Source organism: Shewanella sp. K8, assembly GCF_028823715.1.
GTDB lineage: Bacteria > Pseudomonadota > Gammaproteobacteria > Enterobacterales > Shewanellaceae > Shewanella > Shewanella algae.
In genome coordinates this window covers 34,730-53,683 of sequence record NZ_JAPEHY010000034.1, presented here as the reverse complement: position 1 = coordinate 53,683, position 18,954 = coordinate 34,730, and the positions used below count along the sequence as shown (strand labels likewise).

Genomic DNA, 18,954 nt, shown 5'->3' with positions numbered 1-18,954 from the left:
AAAGGGCGTACTTTCAGCATCTATCAACTGGCGACGGGCAGTGGTCATAACCAACCTCGACTGAGCTTTGATGGGTATTTCAAAGCCTAGTCAAGACTGTGCGAAACATCAAAAAGATATGGCTGTCCTGTATTCTGATATGGCTGTCCTGTATTCTGTAGTATTCTGTAGCTGGTGCCTTAGAGTAGATTTCACCAAACTTGTTTGGAACAACATACCCGTTCGCTTTATGCAAGAAGAGAAGATATTCGATTCATATCATCTCTTAACCTACACTGTTCATCATCACTAAGTTGTTGATCACACCGTTCAAGATTAATCCGCTCTAACAATTCTAGAGTTTGCTCCTTGATATCATCCCTGAGAAATCCATGCATTAGGCCTTCTTCACACAAAACCATATAAATAATTAGCTTTTCTAGCTCACCACTCTCAATTGACTTCGCATACTCAACCTGTACACGTGAAGAAGCTTGTCGAATATCGAGCCCATCGCGCATAAACTCTTCAATATCCTCATGGATAAATTCTTGAAGTTCTTCGTATGACCATTTGTCCATAATTATTCCCCCGCAAACACGTTTAGCTGAATATTAGGATAACGAGCTTTAAAATCGAAAATAACATCAGTGCACTGGTACAAGTTAACCTTTCTGTAAACAGGTTTATTGAGCCTGTTGCATTTCGATTATTTCCAAGCCTTAAAGCCACATCGTTCAAGATCTTAAACTCCGTATCCCATTGTCTTGTATACGCGTCTGGCGTACCCACTCTAACATTGTCGGGATCGACTGACTTCGGTTTAAAAATCCAATCAGATTCATCAGCTAAATGCACAAACCCATCAGCGCCCTTATCGGTTGGATAGTTAATACGACTATGAGCCTTCAACTCTATTGGCAATCCTGGAATATCAAGCTGAGCAACTCCAACATTGCCGCTACCTTGAAGCTTTTTAAGTAGCTCAGCACGAAGAAACATCAAAAAGATCTGGCTGTCCTGTTTTTTTGTCAGCTCAAATTTAATCTGACAGGCATCGATGAAAACGAGTAGCTGTCAGACCAAGCTTGAGCTAGTACAGATAAGTTTTATTCTATTTTACTTAAACATCCTCTAACCAAACTATCTATCGAAGCTAATTCAGATCCTGTTACAGGTTCGCTAGAAACCAACAACAATGCTCCTCCTGCAATTTCCTCTACGCGCTCAATCGACGTCGTGAGCACTTCAATAACTTCATGGGCAGTAATACCGAATGCTCTGTTACACATCGCATCATCAAAGTAATTAACAGGGTATATCCTGAATACACTGTCCCTTCCATCAATATCCTTGCCTGTACGTTGCGACTCCTGGACTATATCTTCAAAATCATCTAAGTCTTGTTCTAAATCAGTTATAATTGCTGCTCTGTATGGACAAAACACTTCAACTATCTCAGGGAAAACATCATTGCAAAACTCATGAAAATTAATCTCATCACTATCGAAAGTTAAAGTTAATGAGTCATCAGAAGTCGCTTTATCCGTAATCGCTACAGGCAATCGAGACGCATAGGATATTGCACCATTAACTGCATTGACTAAGCACGGTGAAAGATCAGAAGCCGCACTTTCACCACTTCCTGAATCAAAATAAGCATCTTCCACTGATTTTGATTCAGCCCACAACCCATGGATCTTTGATAATCGTTTCAATAAAGAGTTATTCAGTTCTGAAATAATCTCTCCGCTCTTAGCTCTTCGCCTAAACCTTGCTTCTACCTGCATAAACACACCTATTGCCGTACTCGAGTGGAAATATTGGTAATACCTAACTTTCGGAGAACCTGCTGCGCCTCACGACGAGCTTCAATAGTTGGCAATTCAATAACACCTCTGTATCCAGAGTTTTGAGATAAGGCTTCGCTTTTTCTCACTAAACCATCACGAACACTGGGCGATATAAAAGGCCCTTCTCTTGTAGAAAACGGAACAATTCTAGTCTTAGAGTCAATGAGCTCAATGACTCCATTATCAAGCTGTTGGTAACCATCAAACTTAACGAAAGGCGCACCATTGGGATTAGGATTGTCATATCGAAGCGCAGGAACTTGGCGCTGACGTGTTGCTATCTCACTGAATGCCCCCGTTGTCCCTGATTCAAAATCCCTTGCATTCTGCATTGCGGAATTTCGGGGCATTCCTAAATTTTCTACAACGAAAGTTAATCCTCTATTTGGATTGCTTGGAACACCTTTTGGATTCTCCTGACTTTTCAAAGGAGTGTCAACATCACCCTCTGGTGCCTTACTATTCAGTGGAGTCTGGTGTTTCCCGATATAAGTTTGAATTGCATGGTCGTTCCGAATCGCCTTTTGGGCCTTGGCGATATCTTCCAATACGCTGCTGGCCGGGCTGATAATCCTGCTGGCCCGTTTCTTGGTCACAACAAGAAACATCAGGATCACCCCAAAGACGCTGCCAACCAACGCCGCAAGCAGGACAAGAGACATCTCCAACATGCCATCCAAACTGACCCGGCTATGCATATAACCGGCTATTTCGGCCAGCTTATCTTTGGGAAGGGCGTCCAGATAACGCAGTGGCAGTGATTGCAATAAGGCCCGGACATACTCGTCTTTTAACAGCAAGATCAGCATTTCCATCGCCTCACCTGTGGCCTTCAAGCCATTTTCACTGCGGACACGCCATTGGGCCAGTTTGGCCTCCAGAGCATCGACATCGCCTGTCATTATCGCCTCGAGCAACAAAGAAAGACTTATCTCTGCTTCCTCGAGGAATGCCATCAAGCCACTGAAATCCAGCAAATCGTCCATGAAGCAGGCTGTTCCCTGACTCAGCCCCTGTGTATAAGCCTGGCCAGTCTGCAAGGCTTGTTGCCAGATTTGCTGTTGGTTGAACTGCTCTCGCTGAGCCGTCAGCTCCGCCAGCTGTGCATCCACTTTTTGCCTGAAGCTGTCACTGATTTGCTGAACATCCGCCTGAGCGGCCAACTGTTCGCTTTTCTTGGCCATTTCCGCTGCCGCAGTGTCCAGCGACGCCGCCAACTGACGGTAGAGGTCGGGTAACCTTTGCTCTGCACTTTGGCGCTCAGCCTCATCGCCGAAGATCACTGTGGCTTCCCCGTTGGGGCAATCTTCCAGGCAGGCCCAGCCCTTGGCATTCAATACCCCGCTCTTTTGCGAACCATCACTGAATTCGACTCTATAGGGCACCTTACCGGCCGCCGTCTCCTCTTTGTCATCGTAAACCAGTTCCAACTCCAACCTGCGTCTGGCTTGAGCGAACTTGGGGCTGATTTTGGCCGTTGGCGCCGTGGTGGGCGCAATCTGAGTAAGGCTGGGATCCGGGCTGTAAACAGGTTCGATGGCCGGGGCCAGGCTGCCGGTGGATGTCTTAAAGTGAGCACTGCTGCCTGCAGAGGCAAAACGCTTTTGGATCTGATTAACGGCGTGAGGGGAAATACCTTCTTGAATGTTGGTAATCCACTCGCCTGATTGATAACGAAATAGTGGCAAGATTGGAGTATCACTGAGGATCACTCTGCTGCCATCGGCCAGTTCCCGCTTGAGCTGCTCGAGCGAGCGCCCGGACGGCGCCAAAGATACCAGCTGTTCATTGCTCAAGCTTTGCCAGTTGGCCTCAATCTGCCCGGCATCGCTGAGATGCAACTCAGCCATGCTGACTACGCGGATTACGCCCATCTACGACTCTCCCTGTCTGCCCCAAGGTAATTAGGTTACCCCTTGGTAAAACTCCTTGTTTCCTGTGGCGCTTTTTTGAGCGCGCCTGGATGGTACTGCAAGTTTTTACAAAAAGCAGCTCAGAAATATCTGAAACTTTGGCTTTTTCCGATATTTTTCGCGTCGTTAGCCGTAAAACTATACTTTTGAGGGGAGTCTTTCATTCGAAATGATGAACTACTTTTACCCCCAGGTGCCAGCTCACAGCAAAGTGTTGCTGCTATAGCCTGAGGCCGGGGTTCTGGGCTATCATCTGGCCCCATAAATTCAGCGTATTCCAAAGCAGTATTCATGATCACCATTTCCGATGCCCAGTTGATCCGTGGCACCAAGACCTTGCTTGACGAGGCCTCATTGACTATTTATCCCGGCCACAAGGTGGGATTAGTCGGCGCCAACGGTACGGGCAAGTCCTCATTGCTGGCCCTGATTTTAGGGCAACTACACCTGGACAAAGGCGAGATCAGCGTGCCATCCCAGTGGCGCATTGCAACTGTCGCCCAGGAAACCCCGGCGCTGGAGGTATCGGCACTGGAATATGTGCTCGATGGCGATCGTGAGTTTCGCGAGCTCGAAACCCAGCTGGCCAAGGCTGAAGCCGAGGATAATGGCCACAGGATAGCCGAACTGCACGGCAAGCTTGATGCCGTAGGCGGCTACAGCATACGCGCCCGTGCCGGTACCCTACTGGCAGGTCTTGGCTTTACCGAGGCCCAGCAGAGCCATCCGGTGAAGAGTTTCTCCGGCGGCTGGCGGATGCGTCTCAATCTGGCGCAGGCACTGCTGTGTCGCTCGGAATTATTGCTGCTCGATGAACCCACCAACCACCTGGATCTGGATACTATGTACTGGCTGGAGGGTTGGATTAAATCCTATCAGGGTACGCTGGTGCTGATCAGCCACGACCGTGACTTTATCGATGCCATAGTGGACGAAATCGTCCATGTGGAACACCAGAAACTCAACTTCTACAAGGGTAACTACAGCGCCTTTGAACACACTCGCGCCGAGCGTATGGCCCAGCAACAGGTGGCCTATGAGCGCCAGCAGCGAGAGCGTGCGCACATGCAGTCTTTTGTGGACCGCTTCCGTTACAAGGCCAGTAAGGCCAAACAGGCCCAAAGCCGCCTGAAAGCACTGGAAAGGATGACTGAGTTGATGCCTTCCAAGGCCGACAGCCCTTTCTATATGGAGTTTCGCGAGCCGGATGCGCTGCCCAACCCCTTGGTGAAGATGGAAGATGTGTCGGTCGGCTACGGCGACAAGGCTATTCTCAACAAAGTGCATCTCAATCTGGTACCCGGCGCCCGCATCGGTTTGCTGGGGCGCAACGGTGCCGGTAAGTCCACCCTGATTAAGTTGCTGTCTGAGCAACTCTCGCCCATGCGCGGCCTGTACGAGCCCAATCCCGGGCTCAATATCGGCTACTTTGCCCAGCATCAGATAGAGTTTCTACAGCTGGATGATACCCCGCTGCAGCATCTGCAGCGCCTGGCCCCCAATGCCCGCGAACAGGAGTTGAGAGACTTCCTCGGTGGTTTTGGGTTCCAGGGCGATATGGCACTTGCCCAAGTGCGTCCCTTCTCCGGTGGTGAAAAGGCCCGTCTGGTGCTGGCGCTGCTGGTTTGGCAACGCCCCAATCTATTGCTGCTCGATGAGCCCACCAACCACCTGGATCTGGAGATGCGCCACGCCCTGACCGTAGCGCTGCAGGGCTTTGAAGGCGCCATGGTGATAGTGTCCCACGACCGTCATCTGCTGAGACTCACCTGTAACGACTATTACCTGGTCGACGGCGGCGAAGTGCGGATGTTCGATGGCGATCTGGATGACTATCACCAGTGGTTGCTGGATGCCGCCAAAGCCGCAGCGGCAAGTGTGTCTCTGGTTGACGAAGCCTCACCGGCCCAGGACAAGAAGCTGCAAAAGCGCCTGGAAGCTGAATTGAGACAAAAACTATCACCACTGAAGAAACGCCAGGCCAAACTGGAAGCCGAGCAGAGCCAGGCTACCGACAGATTGGCGGAGCTGGAAAATCTGCTGGCGGATACTTCTCTCTACGAGGCCGAGCAAAAGCCCAGACTGACGGAGATCCTCGCCGAGCGCACCCAACTTTCGCAGGCGCTGGAAGAGAGTGAAATGAACTGGTTGGAACTTCAGGAAGAGATAGACACCATCGAAGCCGAGTCAGGCCTTTGAGCCGGGGAAACTCGGGTGTTGAGATTGCAAGCAAGGAGAAAAGCGTGCCACATACGAGTCTGTTTACCTCTAGTCTTTGGCAGGAATGTGAAACACTTTACCCGGCGCTGGAAAGCCTGCTGATAAAACTGCAGGACGAACACGGCCTGATAGTCAACCTCTTGCTGCTGGCGCTGACCCTGGACAACAAAGGCGTTAGTCTCAACCAGGGCTCATGGGCCCAGCTCCACAGCGAAGTTGAGCAGTGGGAAAGCGGCATTCTGCGTCCCTATCGGCGGCTGAGACGCCTGGCCAAACCCAACCTGGGACAAGCCGAGTACCAACAGATGTTGGATGTCGAGCTGATGATGGAACGCAGAGGGCAGCAGTTGATATTGCACAAACTCAATGGCCTGCCTCGCAGCGTCACTGAAGACAAGCAACACAATCTCAGTACCTATCTGGCACAGTTCAACCTCAGCCCTCAGCAACATCCTGCTCTGCTGGCTCAGGCTTGAGCCTCCGAGCCAGCAAGCAGGCGTTGCGCGCAGTCAAACCATAGATACTCAGCTGTGGATTGGCTCCCAAACTGCTGGGGAATACAGAGCCATCCATCACCGACAGATTGCTGTAGTAATGCGCCTGGCCTTCGCTGTTCACCCAGGATAACTGCCTGTCTTCCCCCATGGCGCAGCCACCCATCACATGCGCCGAAGCCACTATGGTCTTCAGTGGCGCCAGCGGCATCTCGGCAATAACCTGTTTGGCCTCTTGCCAGGAGGACAAAATTCCGGCGCCCTCATTGATGGGCATAACCTGCTCGGCGCCTGCGGCAAACTGCAGCTCGGCCATGCTGGCAAAGGCCCTTCTGGCGGCGGCAAACAAGGCCGGCGTCAGAGGGTAATCCAGGGCAGTGCCTTTATCTGTCAGCAATACCTGGCCACCGGGCAATTCCGGCGAAAAGCCATCCCGGATCAGGGCTATGGTGACCTGCAGATGATTGAACCAGGACATCAGCTCGGCATGCTGTGGCCCATAGCCCAGGGTCTTGGAGGCGATAAGCACAGGATGCACCGGCGGTACCTCCAGCTTATATCCAGGTTGACCAGTGGCACCATCTTGCCAAACAAACTGATCCGAATATATCGACTGCGGTGCACCGGAGTGGGCATTGATTGCTTCCCGAAAGCGGGCGCCACTGAGCACGGTTGGGTGTAAACAGGTCTGCTTGCCGAGGCGCTGATAGGGATCTGTCATTTGTGAACGCAGCAGTAATGCCGGAGTGTGGATTGCCCCAGCCGCCACCACATAATGACGAGCGCGGATCATCAATTTGACTCCAGTGGGCTTGTTATAGCCATCGAGCGCCTCGGCTCTGAGGGCAAAAACCCGCTCACCATGATGCTCGAAGCGCTCGGCGCGAACATGGCTGTATAGCTCTGCCCCGGCATTCAGGGCAGCCGGTATTGTGGTGACCAGCATGGATTGCTTGGCATTCACCGGGCAGCCCATGCCGCAGTACCCCGTGTTCCAGCAGCCCAGCACATTGCGTTTGATAACTGTGTAGTCCCAGCCAAGCTCGACACAGCCATCCCTGAGGGCCTGATTGTTGCGGTTGGGATCTATCGGCCAATGACTGATATTGAGCCTTTGCTCCATCTTGTCGAACCAGGGATCCAACTCGATGCGGGACAAACCTTTAACCCCAAGGCTTTGCCAATAATCCAAGGTGGCTTTGGGGGTGCGAATCGAAGTGGTCCAGTTGACTGTGGTGGAGCCGCCGACCGACTTACCCTGGAAAATACTGATCCCCTTATCCTGGGTCTTCATGGCCGCCGCTTGCTGGTAGAGCTCTGGATAGGCGCGGCGCTCCTCCATGACAAAGTCAGAGGATGACTTGAGCGGCCCGGCCTCCAACAGCAAGACTCTGAGCCCCGCCTGAGTCAATACTTCAGCCGCCGTGCCACCGCCGGCACCTGTGCCTATGATGACAACATCCGTCTCCAGTTCAAGATCCTCGGTCAAAGAGGCTCCATCTGTATGTTTCCAACCTGCGGCCAGCCCGGCCAAAATGGGATCAGCTATCGGCAAATGTGTCTCCAGTCGGGTATCAGAGTGCCAGTTTTGGCTTGTTATAGTTGAGTCTGTCCCAATGCTCAGGGCAGGCATAATAGCTTGCCATCAACAACTCTCTGAGACCGAGATAAGCTTGTTGCAGCAGCTCCATCCAAGAGCTGCGCCAGGATTCCAGCAACTCGACCAATTCATTGGGGCTGCGCAGCATCAGAGGCGTCATGCTGCCACTCAGCAAGAGTAAACCAAAGCGGTTTTCCAGGATGTCGAGCAGCTGTTCCAATTCCTGACGCTGGGCCTTAGGTAGCCATTTCAGGGTTTGATTGACCGCATCCAGAGTGCGATTGATGGCACTGCTTCTATGTTTGTTAATCTCCGGCAATGCCCCTTCCAGCAACACGGGGATCAAGGCACCAAGCAGAAGGTCATGGGGCTTTTCGTGCTCACTCAGGTTGGCGATTTCCTCCTCCTCATAGAGGCTGACACCCAATGCCAATGCACTGGTTCCCCCCAAAGCCCAAAGCAGAAACTGCCGTCTTTGCATGCCTGTCCTCCTGTCATTCCCCTGCACTCAGCTGTGCTGACATCTGTGTTACAATCCTGCCAATAACCAATTAACCACAGCAAAGTGCCCACGGCAATAGGCCATTTCGCAAGCGAGATCCCATGAGCAGTAGTTTTCGTCCGCCCTGGTGGGCCAGGAGCCCCCATTTTCAAACGATCATACCTGTTTTGACCAAGGTGGCAGGGCTACCGCTGCGGCGTGAACGGCTGGAGCTGGAAGATGGTGACTTTATCGACCTCGACTGGCTCAAGACGCCAACCCCGGGTAAGCCCTTGTTGGTAATACTGCACGGGCTGGAAGGCAGCGCCGACTCCCACTATATCCGCCGCCTGCTACGCAAGTGTCAGAAGCAGGAGCTGGCCGCCGTAGTGCACCATCACAGAGGCTGTTCGGGTGAAGACAATCGCCTGGCGCGCAGTTACCACAGTGGTGATACGGCCGATATCAGCCATAGTCTGCAAACCCTGAAGCAGCGCTATCCCCATTCGCCTCTGCTGGCGGTAGGTTACAGTCTCGGCGGCAATGTACTGGCCAAGTACCAGGGAGAATTTGCGGATAAAAGCTTGCTCAGCCGCGCCGCAGTGGTATCGGCACCGCTGGCGCTGGCATCCTGTGCCAAGCGGTTGGAGAAAGGCTTCTCCAAGGTTTATCAAAGTTATCTTATCCGCCAATTGCAGCAAAAAATGCTGCTGAAACTCGAGCGGGGCAACAGCCAGTTGCCGCTGAATGGTGAGGCCATCAAACGGCTGAACACCTTTTATGATTTTGACCATCAGGTGACTGCACCACTGCACGGTTTCAACGGTGTCGATGACTATTATCAAAGGGCCAGCGCCTTGCCTTTATTGGGTAAGATAGCCAAACCGACCCTGATACTGCATGCAGCAGACGACCCTTTTATGACTGACGCCGTAATCCCTTCATTGGAGCATTTGCCCGCCTGCGTCGAATATGAGCTGCATGCCAATGGCGGCCATGTGGGCTTTATCGAGGGCGGCACACCGTGGCAGCCACGCTATTATCTGGAGCAGCGATTGCTGCGTTATCTGACGGAGTCAACCCATGCTGATACCCTATGAATCCCTGCTGCAACTGCCCAAGGAAACCCTGGATAACCTGATTAAGGAATACCTGCTTTCCCAGGTGGAAGACGGCAGTTTCGATGCCCTGGGTGACAAGGCGTTGGAGCAGGCCATCGGCAAGTGCCGCCTAGCGCTCAAGAGCGGCCATTTACTGGTAGAATTCAGCGAAGATGACGAGTCTGTTGCCATCCGCTCCCGCGAGGAGATCATGCGGCGTACCCCACTTGTCGACGATTGACCCGTCCCCCAGCATTCCTTTATAAGTAGTTAACTAAAGGTTAACGGGTCAGATAACCACAGCGTCGGCCTGCAGCCCAAGTTCTTTGAAACAGGTAGGAAAAATGTCTGCAAAACATCCAATTATCGCAGTGACAGGTTCATCGGGTGCCGGAACCACGACTACCACAACCGCCTTCAGTCACATCTTCAGACAACTGGGGATCAACGCGGCCATGGTGGAAGGGGACAGCTTTCACCACTATACCCGCGCCGAAATGGAAGTGATGATCCGCAAGGCCAAGGCCGAAAACCGCAACATCAGCTATTTTGGCCCGGAAGCCAATGACTTTGCCCGTCTGGAGAAGTGTTTTTCCGACTATGCCGGCACGGGGCAAGGGGAAACCCGCTCCTACCTGCATACCTTCGATGAAGCCGTGCCTTACAACCAGATGCCGGGTACCTTTACTCAGTGGCGACCGCTGCCGGAAGACACGGATATGCTCTACTACGAGGGGCTGCACGGCGGTGTAGTGACCGGCGAAAGCAATGTTGCCCAGCACGTGGATCTCTTGATTGGCATGGTACCCATAGTCAACCTGGAGTGGATCCAGAAGATCATTCGCGATACCTCTGAGCGCGGCCATACCCGTGAAAAAGTGATGGGCTCAATCGTGCGTTCGATGGACGACTATATCAATCATATGACGCCGCAATTCTCCCGCACCCATATCAATTTTCAGCGGGTTCCTACGGTAGATACCTCCAACCCCTTCAGCGCCAAGGATATTCCCAGCCTGGACGAAAGCTTTGTGGTGATCCGCTTTCGCGGCATCAACAATGTCGACTTCCCCTATTATTTGAAGATGATCCAGGGGGCTTTTATGTCCAGGGTTAACACCCTGGTCGTGCCGGGAGGCAAGATGTCACTGGCGATGGAGCTTATTCTGACACCGCTGATCAAAGACCTGATGGATAAGCGCCAAGCCCTGCTGGAGCAGGATATTGAATAGGCTGGATGCAGATAAATTTTGGCTTCAGACTCGATTAAGTTTGATTTAAGTCTAAAGGGGTAAATTACAGTCATCGGGATTTCAGGCGAAATACTGATGGTTGACATACTCTTGGGGATAGATTCCCCCATCTTGATCTGTTTGTTCCCTCGAGTATGTCAACAACCTACCCTATTTTAGATGCCCATAATGGGCATTTTTTATTGCCCGAATTCTTGCTCTCCATGCAAACGTCAGTCTCTTCCTCTGACGCAAACACAATCAACCACAGCAAAAACCCCAGCGTTCAGCAAAGGGATTATCCGTATCGGCTTGAAGCATTCACAATGGGCGTTATTCCATCAAGGGCACCACTTCACGGTAAGGCTTGTGACTGCGATAACTCTCCAGTCGCTGCCGGAATTCAAGCGCCTTACTGAGATCCTGCGACTGCTCCAGCGCTGCAATGGCCTGCTGCTGAGTCGCCACCGCGGCGGTAAAATCCCCTAATTCGGCGTAAGCTGCCGCCAAGTTATCGAGATTGGTGGGGTCCTGATTGTTGTCTTCCAGTAGTTGCTTGGCAAGCGCCAACGCCCGACCACCATCGCGGTACTTGGCTTCGGGACAAGTGGCCAGGATCCAGGCGGCATTACCAAGAGAGATATCATCACCGGCCGAGCTGAAAAACGCCACAGCCTTGCCGCAATGGCGGTTAACCCCTTCACCACCTGAAGCATAGAGGAAACCCAGTCTGAACCTGGCCCAATGGTTGCCCTGATCCGCCAACGGCAGATACCAACGCTCGGCCAGCGCCAGATCCCGCTGCATCAACTTGCCTTCGAATGCCAGGTCTGCCAGGGTTTGCTGCGCCTTGGTTTCGCCCCCTTCGGCAGCTTTAGTCAACCAGGCGAGGCCGGCAATTTTGTCCTCGGCAACGAAACGGCCGGAGAGGTACATCAAACCTAGCAGGTACTGAGCTTCCACTTCACCATTGGCGGCATTGAGCTGAATATAGGCCAGTTTGCTGGCGGCAATTTCCTTGCTTGGCTGGGGAATGGCAAAGGCCTGTAACTGTCCGCTGAACAGACTCAAGGCCAACATGGCAGCCGCTGCAATTAAGGGAGATTTCACTCTGATACCCTTTGATAATCTATGCATACAGACTCATAAATTAGCCCGAACCCGGCGTGAAAGTCGAGGTCAATCCACCAATAAAACGCTAATAGTAGCTCTCAATGGGCTTGGCGAATTGTGAGCAAGGTGAAGAAGATGTGATTTAACCTACAGACTGGAGCGATTCCAGGGGCTTTTAATCTGTATTGGTTGACATGTATCACTAAAGTATCAGAATGATAACCAAGATTAGCGATTTAATTGCGTTGATTCACTCAGTCTAAACTAAGACTTGGTTCAAAGTTTACTCTTTGATATTGACGTAAAATCCTTATTTAGAATATCCTTACTTTCGTTTTAATCAATCGAGGAACATAGGCATGGCTCTGATTGGTAAGCCAAAACCAGATCCGACTTTGGAGTGGTTTTTATCACACTGTCACATTCATAAGTATCCAGCCAAAAGCACTCTGATCCATGCTGGTGAAGATTCAGACACTCTGTATTACATAGTAAAAGGGTCTGTTGCCGTATTGATTAAAGATGAAGAAGGTAAGGAAATGATCCTCTCTTACCTGAATCAGGGCGACTTTATCGGTGAACTGGGTCTGTTTGAAGAGCAAGCCGAGCGTACCGCTTGGGTTCGCGCCAAGCAAGCCTGTGAAATTGCTGAGATCTCTTACAAGAAGTTCAAGCAGCTGATCCAGGTTAACCCTGAGATCCTGATGAAGCTGGCCGCTCAGATGGCACACCGTCTGCAAAGCACCAGCCAGAAAGTGGGCAACCTGGCCTTCCTCGACGTGGCCGGTCGCATCGCTCAGACCCTGTTGCATCTGGCTAAACAGCCTGATGCCATGACACATCCAGACGGCATGCAGATCAAGATCACCCGTCAGGAAATCGGTCAGATTGTTGGCTGCTCCCGCGAAACCGTGGGCCGCATCCTCAAGATGCTGGAAGAGCAGAACCTGATCCAGGCGCACGGTAAAACCATAGTAGTTTACGGTACCCGCTAAGCCAGCTTCAGCTTGATTTAAGCCTGATTCTATAGAGTGGCCAAGGTAATAACCTTGGCCACTTTTGTTTTTCAGGAGCATCAATTGAGAGGGCTATTTTTCATTTGCTTTATTAGCCTGACTTTGAGCACTGCAAAGGCTGAAGTGGCCAGTCCCCACCTGGAACCCGATCACGATATCGCCAAGGAATTAGTGAAATCCGGGACGATCCTCTCCCTGGATGCCACTCTCTCTCAGCTACAATGGGTCTGCCATGGCAAATTGATTGACGCTCATCTCTATCAGAAAGAGGGTGAATGGCGTTATGATTTGCAGATAAAAGTCGAACATGGCCATATCGTCAGTCTGAGTCTGAATGCAGGCACAGGTTTACACGATGATCTAATCCCATTACCGAGCGAATGTCGTCCCAATGAAACTTCTACTCGTTGAAGATAATGCCCTGCTGGTTGAAGAACTGGCAAAACAACTAAAGCAAGCAGGCTATGTCACGGATGTGACCGACAAAGCCATAGAAGCCGACTATCTGGTCAAAGAAACCCAGTATGACTGCATCATTCTCGATATCGGCCTGCCCGATGGCAACGGCTTGCAGTTGCTTGAAAAATGGCGTCAGCAGGGGCTGACCACTCCTGTGATTATGCTGACCGCCCGCAGCCAGTGGCATGAAAAGGTTGAAGGCTTCAATGCCGGTGCCGACGACTATCTGGGCAAACCCTTTCACACCCAGGAACTGCTGGCCAGACTGCAGGCGATAATCCACCGCACCCATGGCCGTGCCACTGTGCCCGGCAAGCAATTGAACTTCGGTGGCGTCAGTCTGGATGAAGCCGAGCAGACTGTGACTGTCAATGGTCAACGTTTCGACCTGACCGCCATGGAGTTTCGCTTGCTGCGGATCTTCTTGATGTCGCCCAAGAAGCTGCTTTCCAAGGCACAGATCACCGACAAGCTGTACCAGTTTGATGATGAGAAAGAGAGCAATGTGGTCGAGGTCTATGTCACCCATCTGCGCAAGAAACTGGGTAAGACAGCGATAGAAACCCGTCGCGGCCAAGGTTATATCTTTCACGGCAGCCAATCCTGATGATGTCCATCCGCACCAAGCTGAGCCTGTGGCTGACAGCACTGGTGTTACTGAGTACCCTGATAGGCCTGGCGTTTATGGAATCCATGCTGCGCCAGGCATTTCACGACTCTATTATCAACCGCTTGCAGGAAGATCTGGAGCAAGTGGCGCTGGCCACTCACCTCAATGACGGTGAGATCCTGATAGATCAGAGCCTGCTTTCCGGCTTCTACAAACCCGCCTATTCCGGGCGCTACTACCAGCTCAATCTGCCGGATCGGGAGATCCGCTCCCGCTCCTTGTGGGATCAACGCCTGGAAATAGTGCAATTGGAGCCAGGGCAAACCCGTGCCTGGCAAACCAAGGGGCCACAGAATCACGACATTCAACTGTTGTCTTTGGGGCTGACCTCAAGTAGCAAGAAGATCAATGCCACCCTGACGGTGGCACAGGATCTCAGCATAGGCCGCAAGGTATTTACCGAGGTTTATGGCACCAAACTGAGTGTCAATCTGGCCATGTTGCTGGCAATGATCCTGGGAATATTTCTGGTATTGCGGCAATCCTTCAAGCCGGTGAAGCAGATAAAACAGGCGCTGGCCAAACTCAGGGAGGGGGAGATCAACTCGCTGTCGCTGGAGACCATTCCCCCAGAAGTCAAACCTCTGGCCGAAACCTACAACGAGCTGCTTGAATACACGAGTAACCAAATTCAGCGCAGCCGCAATAATCTGGGCAATCTCAGCCACGGCCTGAAGACGCCACTGGCAGTGATGCGCCAGCAAGTAGAAGCGCTGGGGCTGAAAGATCCCGATACCGCCAGGGCACTGGAGCAACAACTGGATCAGATCCACAAGATGATAGAGCGTAAACTGGCGGCGGCGCGGATCACAGGCGATATGCTGCCGGCGGCACAGTTGGTACTGCCAAGGGATTTGGAGAGCCTGTGCCAGACCCTGGACAAGGTGCATAGACACAAGCAGATTAGCTGGCGCTTCGATATCAGTGATGGTATTCCCAGGCTACCAATCCACAGAGAAGACGGCATGGAACTGCTCGGTAACCTGTTGGACAACGCCTATAAGTGGGCCTCAAGCCAGGTGTTGGTGAGGGTGTGGCAACATCAGGGACTGGTGTATGTCAGCGTCGAAGATGACGGCCCTGGGGTGGCAGAGGAAAACATGCAAACCCTCACCCGCCGCGGCAATCGCCTGGATGAAGAGATCAATGGTCATGGGCTGGGGTTGTCGATAGTCAAGGATATTGCCGAGCAGTATCAGTTGGATATCGACTTCTACAAGAGCCCGGCACTGGGCGGACTCAAGGTTTCACTGACCTTCAAGGCCTGAAGGTTAGCCTGGCTCCTCAAAGAGTCACTCAGACAAAAATAAAGAACCCAGCCTAGGCTGGGTTCTTTGTTATCAAGCTGTCAGGCCTTGGCTCAATCAAGCACAGGCAGGTAGCTCAGAGCCAGGCGGTCACGGCTCAGTTGACTATTGAGTATCTCACCCACAGTGCCGCCCTTGAGCTGCTGCGCCAGCAGTTCAGGAGAGGCCGAGGCGATAAACTGCTCCACTTCCTTAATGCGGGCAATCAGCGCCAGCGCCAACTTATTCTCGGCGGTCGCGGCGTAGATTTTACCGTTCAGGGACACTTGGGCCTGCATATCCAGCCCAGGGGCGGCCTGATGAATACCGACATATTCACGCCATACCCTGGCCTTCTGCTCACCCTGATAGTCGCTGTCGACCGATGCCAACACCACTTGTCTCAGCATCATCTGCAGCAGGTTGCTCTTGCCTTTGGGTTGACCATTGACGGTATCAAAGCCGAAGAAGCGTGATACTGTGCGGTCATAATTGGGCAGAGGCTCTATGCTCTGGCTGGCAAAATCGCTGTAGTAAGGCAGATACGTTTCCAGCTCAGGGCTACTGTTGCAGGCATCGGCAAACAAAGGCTTGCCATTGCTAACCAGATCCGGGCCATTACCCAGCGCCATGCGGCAAAGCATATCTTCGAACAGCTTGCCGGTTTGTGGCAGATCTACCAGCGCCTTGTGACCACGGCTGGAAGTCGATCTCGGAGTCGTGCGACTTACCAAGGCACGCACTGCCAGCAGTTTGTCCGGCCATACCCCAAGCACATCACGCTCGTTGACATAAGGATGGTTGGGCGAGCCTTCAGGCGCCTTGATCCCGTTCAACAAACGACCGGCGAAGGTCACATCGGCGCTCAGCATATCCCGGAACTCTTCCTTGATACCATAGTTGATAATCAGTTCCTTCAATGCCTCTGGAGAATCGGCAAACCTGCTGATCACTTCACCCGGAGCAAACTTCATGGTCATGTCGGCACTCTTGAAGCGATACTGCTCCAACAACTTGGCAAAGTTGTACTGCTGTCTCAGGGCTGCCTGACCATCTTCGGTGCGGAAGGTGACATCTACCACGGCATCGTTCTCACCGGCAAGGCGCAGGAACAGGTCGGCCGCCTTGTTCATCGCCCTTTGGTTGGCACAATACCAGGCATCCTGGCCGGCTGCGGCTTTCAGCTGACAGTCGTTGGCAAAGAAGTTTTCCGGCAAGTCGAAGAGCCCCTCGAGGAAGCTGACATCTTCGATAAACTGGCGAATCTCATCAAACTGACGCTTGCGGGCAATGGTGTAACCCAGGCTGTGGTCTTCATAAAGCGACTGACGGTTATGTCTCAGGTTACTGGTTTCATAGCTGTCCTGATATCTGTCGATATAGAACTGGGCGATGTCATCCAGGTTCTGACCGGCGTCACTGCGGTTACAGTTGCTGTTGAGCGACACATGCTCGTCGGTACAGAAGGCATAGCTGCGCAGCTTGTGGTCGCGGGCAATGTTGTAGAGCGCACCGAAACGTGTCTCGCCCTGGATCACTCCTTTTTGCAGCTCATCACGGCGCTTGGCATCTTCGTCTTTGAGGGAGACAAAGTCGCCGTTATCGGCCTCAACTTCACGGGCATAACCGAAACGCAGCGCCGCCAGGTCATAGGGCTCAAAAGTGGTCGCAAAACGGTTGACGTTGTAGTCCATCTGGCTGGAGAACTCGGCGTTCACTTTCAGATCAGGATAACCGGCACCGGCAAAGGCCTGGTTCAGTGTTTCCATTTCCTGTTGACTGAAGGTGTTGTCACCATCGCGGCTACCGGCGAAGTTGTGTCTCAGGCCGAAGTTGTGGCCCAGTTCATGGGTCAGGGTACCGGCAAAGGCCTGGGCGGCCAGCGCCGTGCTCAGGCTATCCTGCAGATCCAGGCTCAGCTTCTCGAATGCCTGCAGCTTACCGCCAACATCACCATTGACCCACAACTCGGCATTCTGCCAATCAATCTTGTGGTCCTTGACGCCGGCTGGCAGCATTCTTTGCTGACCACCTGCGGCAAACACAGTGTCGACATGCATCAAAGTATGCTCTGACCAATAGTCACGGCTGGCTTCATCGAAGTCGGCCAAGGCGTTGAACTGCTGCTCAGCGGGTTTGAGTGGCAGAGCTGCCGGAGTGGCGACCACCATCACATCGGCAGGCTTGTCCAGCGCGGCAGGCGCTGTTTCCAATGTTGCAGAAGCTGCGGGCTTAACCACGGCTTGCTGATAAGGCACGCCGGTGAGCGCTTCGACCGAAGCCGCATCCAGCTTGCCGCGGTTATAATCCAGCATCAGTTGCCGATAGTAACGCACCGCGCCTTGCTTGAGGTTGGAGCTGTATTGGTTAACCCTGGCGCTGACAATCTCCCCTGTCAGTGGGTTGGCTGCTGAAGGACCGTAACCGGCCAGACCGTTATCCAGAGGCTCATCAAACAGAGTGATATGGTTATAACGCAGATCGCCATGGCGTTTATCGCCCGCCTGCTCCAGCTTAATCTGTGGCAAGCCGGTATGATAACGGCTGTTGGCGATATTCATCGCGGTCACAGATTCGATAGCCGCATCCAGGAAAGGCTTGTTCTTGGCTTCATAGAAGTTGTTGGACAAGTAGTACACCAACTCACCCTTAGCCGGGTTGAAGCGGTTCAGGTAGGTACGAACATAGCCATCCACCCCTTCTGAGTCGGTTCTGTCCCGATAGCTGTGACTGGAGTTGAAGAAACCAAAGGTGCCCTTCTCATGCTCGCTGTAAGGAATGGGTTGATAATCTTCACTGGCAAGCTGATCCAGCGCCACTATGGAGATAAATTCCGTGGTGGTGAACGACAGATTATCCAGATTGCCACCGTAAAACTGATTGAAACACTGGCCCGATGCCTGATAGGTGTGTTCAATCTCGAAGTTGATCACGCCCTTGTCCAGGTCCATTTCATAGCCTTTGTAGGCTCCGGCATTGACCAGTTTTGGGGATTCAGTTTCGGTGACACACTCACCAAACATAAAGATATCGTTGATCCCCAGCTCGGCAATCTTGGTGTCGGCAAAGTCAGGCACAAAGAAGCGCTTGTCCTGCCAGGTCAGGTTGGCATCTGTATTGACCTGCTCGACGTTGATGCATTCACGCCACTTGTCTTCGGTACATCTGAAGTCTATGTACTCACCGGGGATAGTCAGTACCGGGGCCTGGTTGATGCCCTCCTGGTAGCGGCTGTCATGACCAAGACCTATGGCGTCCCGGTCCAACTGGCGAACCTGAATACCATTCTCTGTCTTGTGCAGGGTCACCAACTTGGGATCCCCCTGGCTGAAGCCGCGGATAGCGGCGGCATAACGCGGCGCCTTGCCGACACTGCGGATATAGAGGTATTGGCGCTCACCGGCCTTCTCTATCGAGTCGCTGCTAATCTGTTTCTCATCTTTGGGCAACTCCTTGTATGGTTCTTCTCCTGCCCCACATCCTGCGAGTGCCAGGCTGGCTGCTATCGCCAGGCTCAGACTTGACTTCTTCATTTAAT

Annotated in this window: 17 protein-coding genes; 9 read left to right on the top strand and 8 right to left on the bottom strand. The window is 52.4% G+C overall.

Annotation, left to right across the window (positions count from 1 at the left end; translation table 11 throughout):
* Positions 1 to 227 precede the first annotated feature (227 nt).
* From ON072_RS16895 to ON072_RS16880, 4 genes are all read right to left on the bottom strand, one after another.
* Positions 228 to 560 (bottom strand): Imm3 family immunity protein, encoded by a 333-nt coding sequence (locus ON072_RS16895; RefSeq protein ID WP_028779714.1) that lies wholly within the window; start codon positions 558 to 560, stop codon positions 228 to 230.
* A gap of 22 nt (positions 561 to 582) precedes the next feature.
* The gene (locus ON072_RS16890; RefSeq protein WP_261752672.1) at positions 583 to 981 is read right to left on the bottom strand and encodes a deaminase domain-containing protein; all 399 of its coding nucleotides are present in this window, start codon (positions 979 to 981) and stop codon (positions 583 to 585) included.
* A 107-nt stretch (positions 982 to 1,088) separates the two neighbouring features.
* Positions 1,089 to 1,769, bottom strand: coding sequence for a hypothetical protein (locus ON072_RS16885; protein WP_144128733.1), 681 nt, complete (start codon positions 1,767 to 1,769; stop codon positions 1,089 to 1,091).
* Positions 1,770 to 1,777: 8 nt separating this feature from the next.
* On the bottom strand, positions 1,778 to 3,706 hold the full coding sequence (locus ON072_RS16880; protein ID WP_144438409.1) for a hypothetical protein: 1,929 nt from the start codon (positions 3,704 to 3,706) through the stop codon (positions 1,778 to 1,780).
* Between the two features lie 330 nt (positions 3,707 to 4,036).
* Between ON072_RS16880 and ON072_RS16875 the strand changes: the two genes are divergently transcribed.
* Positions 4,037 to 5,944, top strand: a complete 1,908-nt coding sequence (locus ON072_RS16875; RefSeq protein ID WP_144438408.1) for an ABC transporter ATP-binding protein — start codon at positions 4,037 to 4,039, stop codon at positions 5,942 to 5,944.
* A gap of 44 nt (positions 5,945 to 5,988) precedes the next feature.
* A complete protein-coding gene (locus tag ON072_RS16870) occupies positions 5,989 to 6,441 on the top strand; it encodes a DUF2390 domain-containing protein (protein ID WP_025011297.1) in 453 nt (150 codons plus the stop codon).
* On the opposite strand, the gene ON072_RS16865 is transcribed toward ON072_RS16870, so the two are convergent.
* Positions 6,401 to 8,014, bottom strand: coding sequence for a GMC family oxidoreductase (locus ON072_RS16865; protein WP_144438407.1), 1,614 nt, complete (start codon positions 8,012 to 8,014; stop codon positions 6,401 to 6,403). The genes ON072_RS16870 and ON072_RS16865 overlap by 41 nt on opposite strands.
* Positions 8,015 to 8,033: 19 nt before the next feature.
* Entirely contained in the window at positions 8,034 to 8,540 is a 507-nt protein-coding gene (locus tag ON072_RS16860; protein WP_028779710.1) for a hypothetical protein, read from the bottom strand.
* Positions 8,541 to 8,662: 122 nt separating this feature from the next.
* Here ON072_RS16860 and ON072_RS16855 point away from each other — a divergent pair, with 122 nt between their 5' ends.
* The 3 genes from ON072_RS16855 (at position 8,663) to ON072_RS16845 (ending at position 10,872) form a co-directional block, all read left to right on the top strand.
* Positions 8,663 to 9,640 carry a hydrolase gene (locus ON072_RS16855; RefSeq protein WP_208160467.1) on the top strand — a complete coding sequence of 326 codons (978 nt, stop codon included), beginning with the start codon at positions 8,663 to 8,665 and terminating at the stop codon, positions 9,638 to 9,640.
* A complete protein-coding gene (locus tag ON072_RS16850; RefSeq protein ID WP_025011300.1) occupies positions 9,624 to 9,881 on the top strand; it encodes a YheU family protein in 258 nt (85 codons plus the stop codon). Before ON072_RS16855 ends, ON072_RS16850 begins: the two co-directional genes overlap by 17 nt.
* A 103-nt stretch (positions 9,882 to 9,984) precedes the next feature.
* A complete protein-coding gene (locus ON072_RS16845) occupies positions 9,985 to 10,872 on the top strand; it encodes a phosphoribulokinase (protein ID WP_025011301.1) in 888 nt (295 codons plus the stop codon).
* Positions 10,873 to 11,205: 333 nt separating this feature from the next.
* On the opposite strand, the gene ON072_RS16840 is transcribed toward ON072_RS16845, so the two are convergent.
* Positions 11,206 to 11,988, bottom strand: coding sequence for a tetratricopeptide repeat protein (locus tag ON072_RS16840; protein WP_370629029.1), 783 nt, complete (start codon positions 11,986 to 11,988; stop codon positions 11,206 to 11,208).
* A gap of 356 nt (positions 11,989 to 12,344) precedes the next feature.
* On the opposite strand from ON072_RS16840, the gene crp reads away from it, so the two are divergent.
* From crp to ON072_RS16820, 4 genes are all read left to right on the top strand, one after another.
* Positions 12,345 to 12,980, top strand: a complete 636-nt coding sequence (crp, locus tag ON072_RS16835) for a cAMP-activated global transcriptional regulator CRP (RefSeq protein ID WP_025011303.1) — start codon at positions 12,345 to 12,347, stop codon at positions 12,978 to 12,980.
* A 144-nt stretch (positions 12,981 to 13,124) separates the two neighbouring features.
* A complete protein-coding gene (locus ON072_RS16830) occupies positions 13,125 to 13,412 on the top strand; it encodes a PepSY domain-containing protein (RefSeq protein ID WP_223828894.1) in 288 nt (95 codons plus the stop codon).
* On the top strand, positions 13,393 to 14,067 hold the full coding sequence (locus ON072_RS16825; RefSeq protein ID WP_025011305.1) for a response regulator transcription factor: 675 nt from the start codon (positions 13,393 to 13,395) through the stop codon (positions 14,065 to 14,067). Before ON072_RS16830 ends, ON072_RS16825 begins: the two co-directional genes overlap by 20 nt.
* On the top strand, positions 14,067 to 15,398 hold the full coding sequence (locus ON072_RS16820; RefSeq protein ID WP_274626110.1) for an ATP-binding protein: 1,332 nt from the start codon (positions 14,067 to 14,069) through the stop codon (positions 15,396 to 15,398). The genes ON072_RS16825 and ON072_RS16820 overlap by 1 nt, the downstream gene beginning before the upstream one ends.
* A 92-nt stretch (positions 15,399 to 15,490) precedes the next feature.
* Here ON072_RS16820 and ON072_RS16815 read toward each other — a convergent pair whose 3' ends face one another.
* On the bottom strand, positions 15,491 to 18,949 hold the full coding sequence (locus tag ON072_RS16815; RefSeq protein ID WP_274626109.1) for a zinc-dependent metalloprotease: 3,459 nt from the start codon (positions 18,947 to 18,949) through the stop codon (positions 15,491 to 15,493).
* Between the last annotated feature and the right edge of the window lie 5 nt (positions 18,950 to 18,954).

Coding starts and splice junctions, on each gene's coding strand:
- ON072_RS16890 (WP_261752672.1), bottom strand. CDS start 981: ATGTTTCTTCGTGCTGAGCTACTTAAAAAGCTTCAAGGTAGCGGCAAT.
- ON072_RS16895 (WP_028779714.1), bottom strand. CDS start 560: ATGGACAAATGGTCATACGAAGAACTTCAAGAATTTATCCATGAGGAT.
- ON072_RS16845 (WP_025011301.1), top strand. CDS start 9,985: ATGTCTGCAAAACATCCAATTATCGCAGTGACAGGTTCATCGGGTGCC.
- ON072_RS16825 (WP_025011305.1), top strand. CDS start 13,393: ATGAAACTTCTACTCGTTGAAGATAATGCCCTGCTGGTTGAAGAACTG.
- ON072_RS16850 (WP_025011300.1), top strand. CDS start 9,624: ATGCTGATACCCTATGAATCCCTGCTGCAACTGCCCAAGGAAACCCTG.
- ON072_RS16880 (WP_144438409.1), bottom strand. CDS start 3,706: ATGGGCGTAATCCGCGTAGTCAGCATGGCTGAGTTGCATCTCAGCGAT.
- ON072_RS16820 (WP_274626110.1), top strand. CDS start 14,067: ATGATGTCCATCCGCACCAAGCTGAGCCTGTGGCTGACAGCACTGGTG.
- ON072_RS16885 (WP_144128733.1), bottom strand. CDS start 1,769: ATGCAGGTAGAAGCAAGGTTTAGGCGAAGAGCTAAGAGCGGAGAGATT.
- crp (WP_025011303.1), top strand. CDS start 12,345: ATGGCTCTGATTGGTAAGCCAAAACCAGATCCGACTTTGGAGTGGTTT.
- ON072_RS16860 (WP_028779710.1), bottom strand. CDS start 8,540: ATGCAAAGACGGCAGTTTCTGCTTTGGGCTTTGGGGGGAACCAGTGCA.
- ON072_RS16815 (WP_274626109.1), bottom strand. CDS start 18,949: ATGAAGAAGTCAAGTCTGAGCCTGGCGATAGCAGCCAGCCTGGCACTC.
- ON072_RS16855 (WP_208160467.1), top strand. CDS start 8,663: ATGAGCAGTAGTTTTCGTCCGCCCTGGTGGGCCAGGAGCCCCCATTTT.
- ON072_RS16875 (WP_144438408.1), top strand. CDS start 4,037: ATGATCACCATTTCCGATGCCCAGTTGATCCGTGGCACCAAGACCTTG.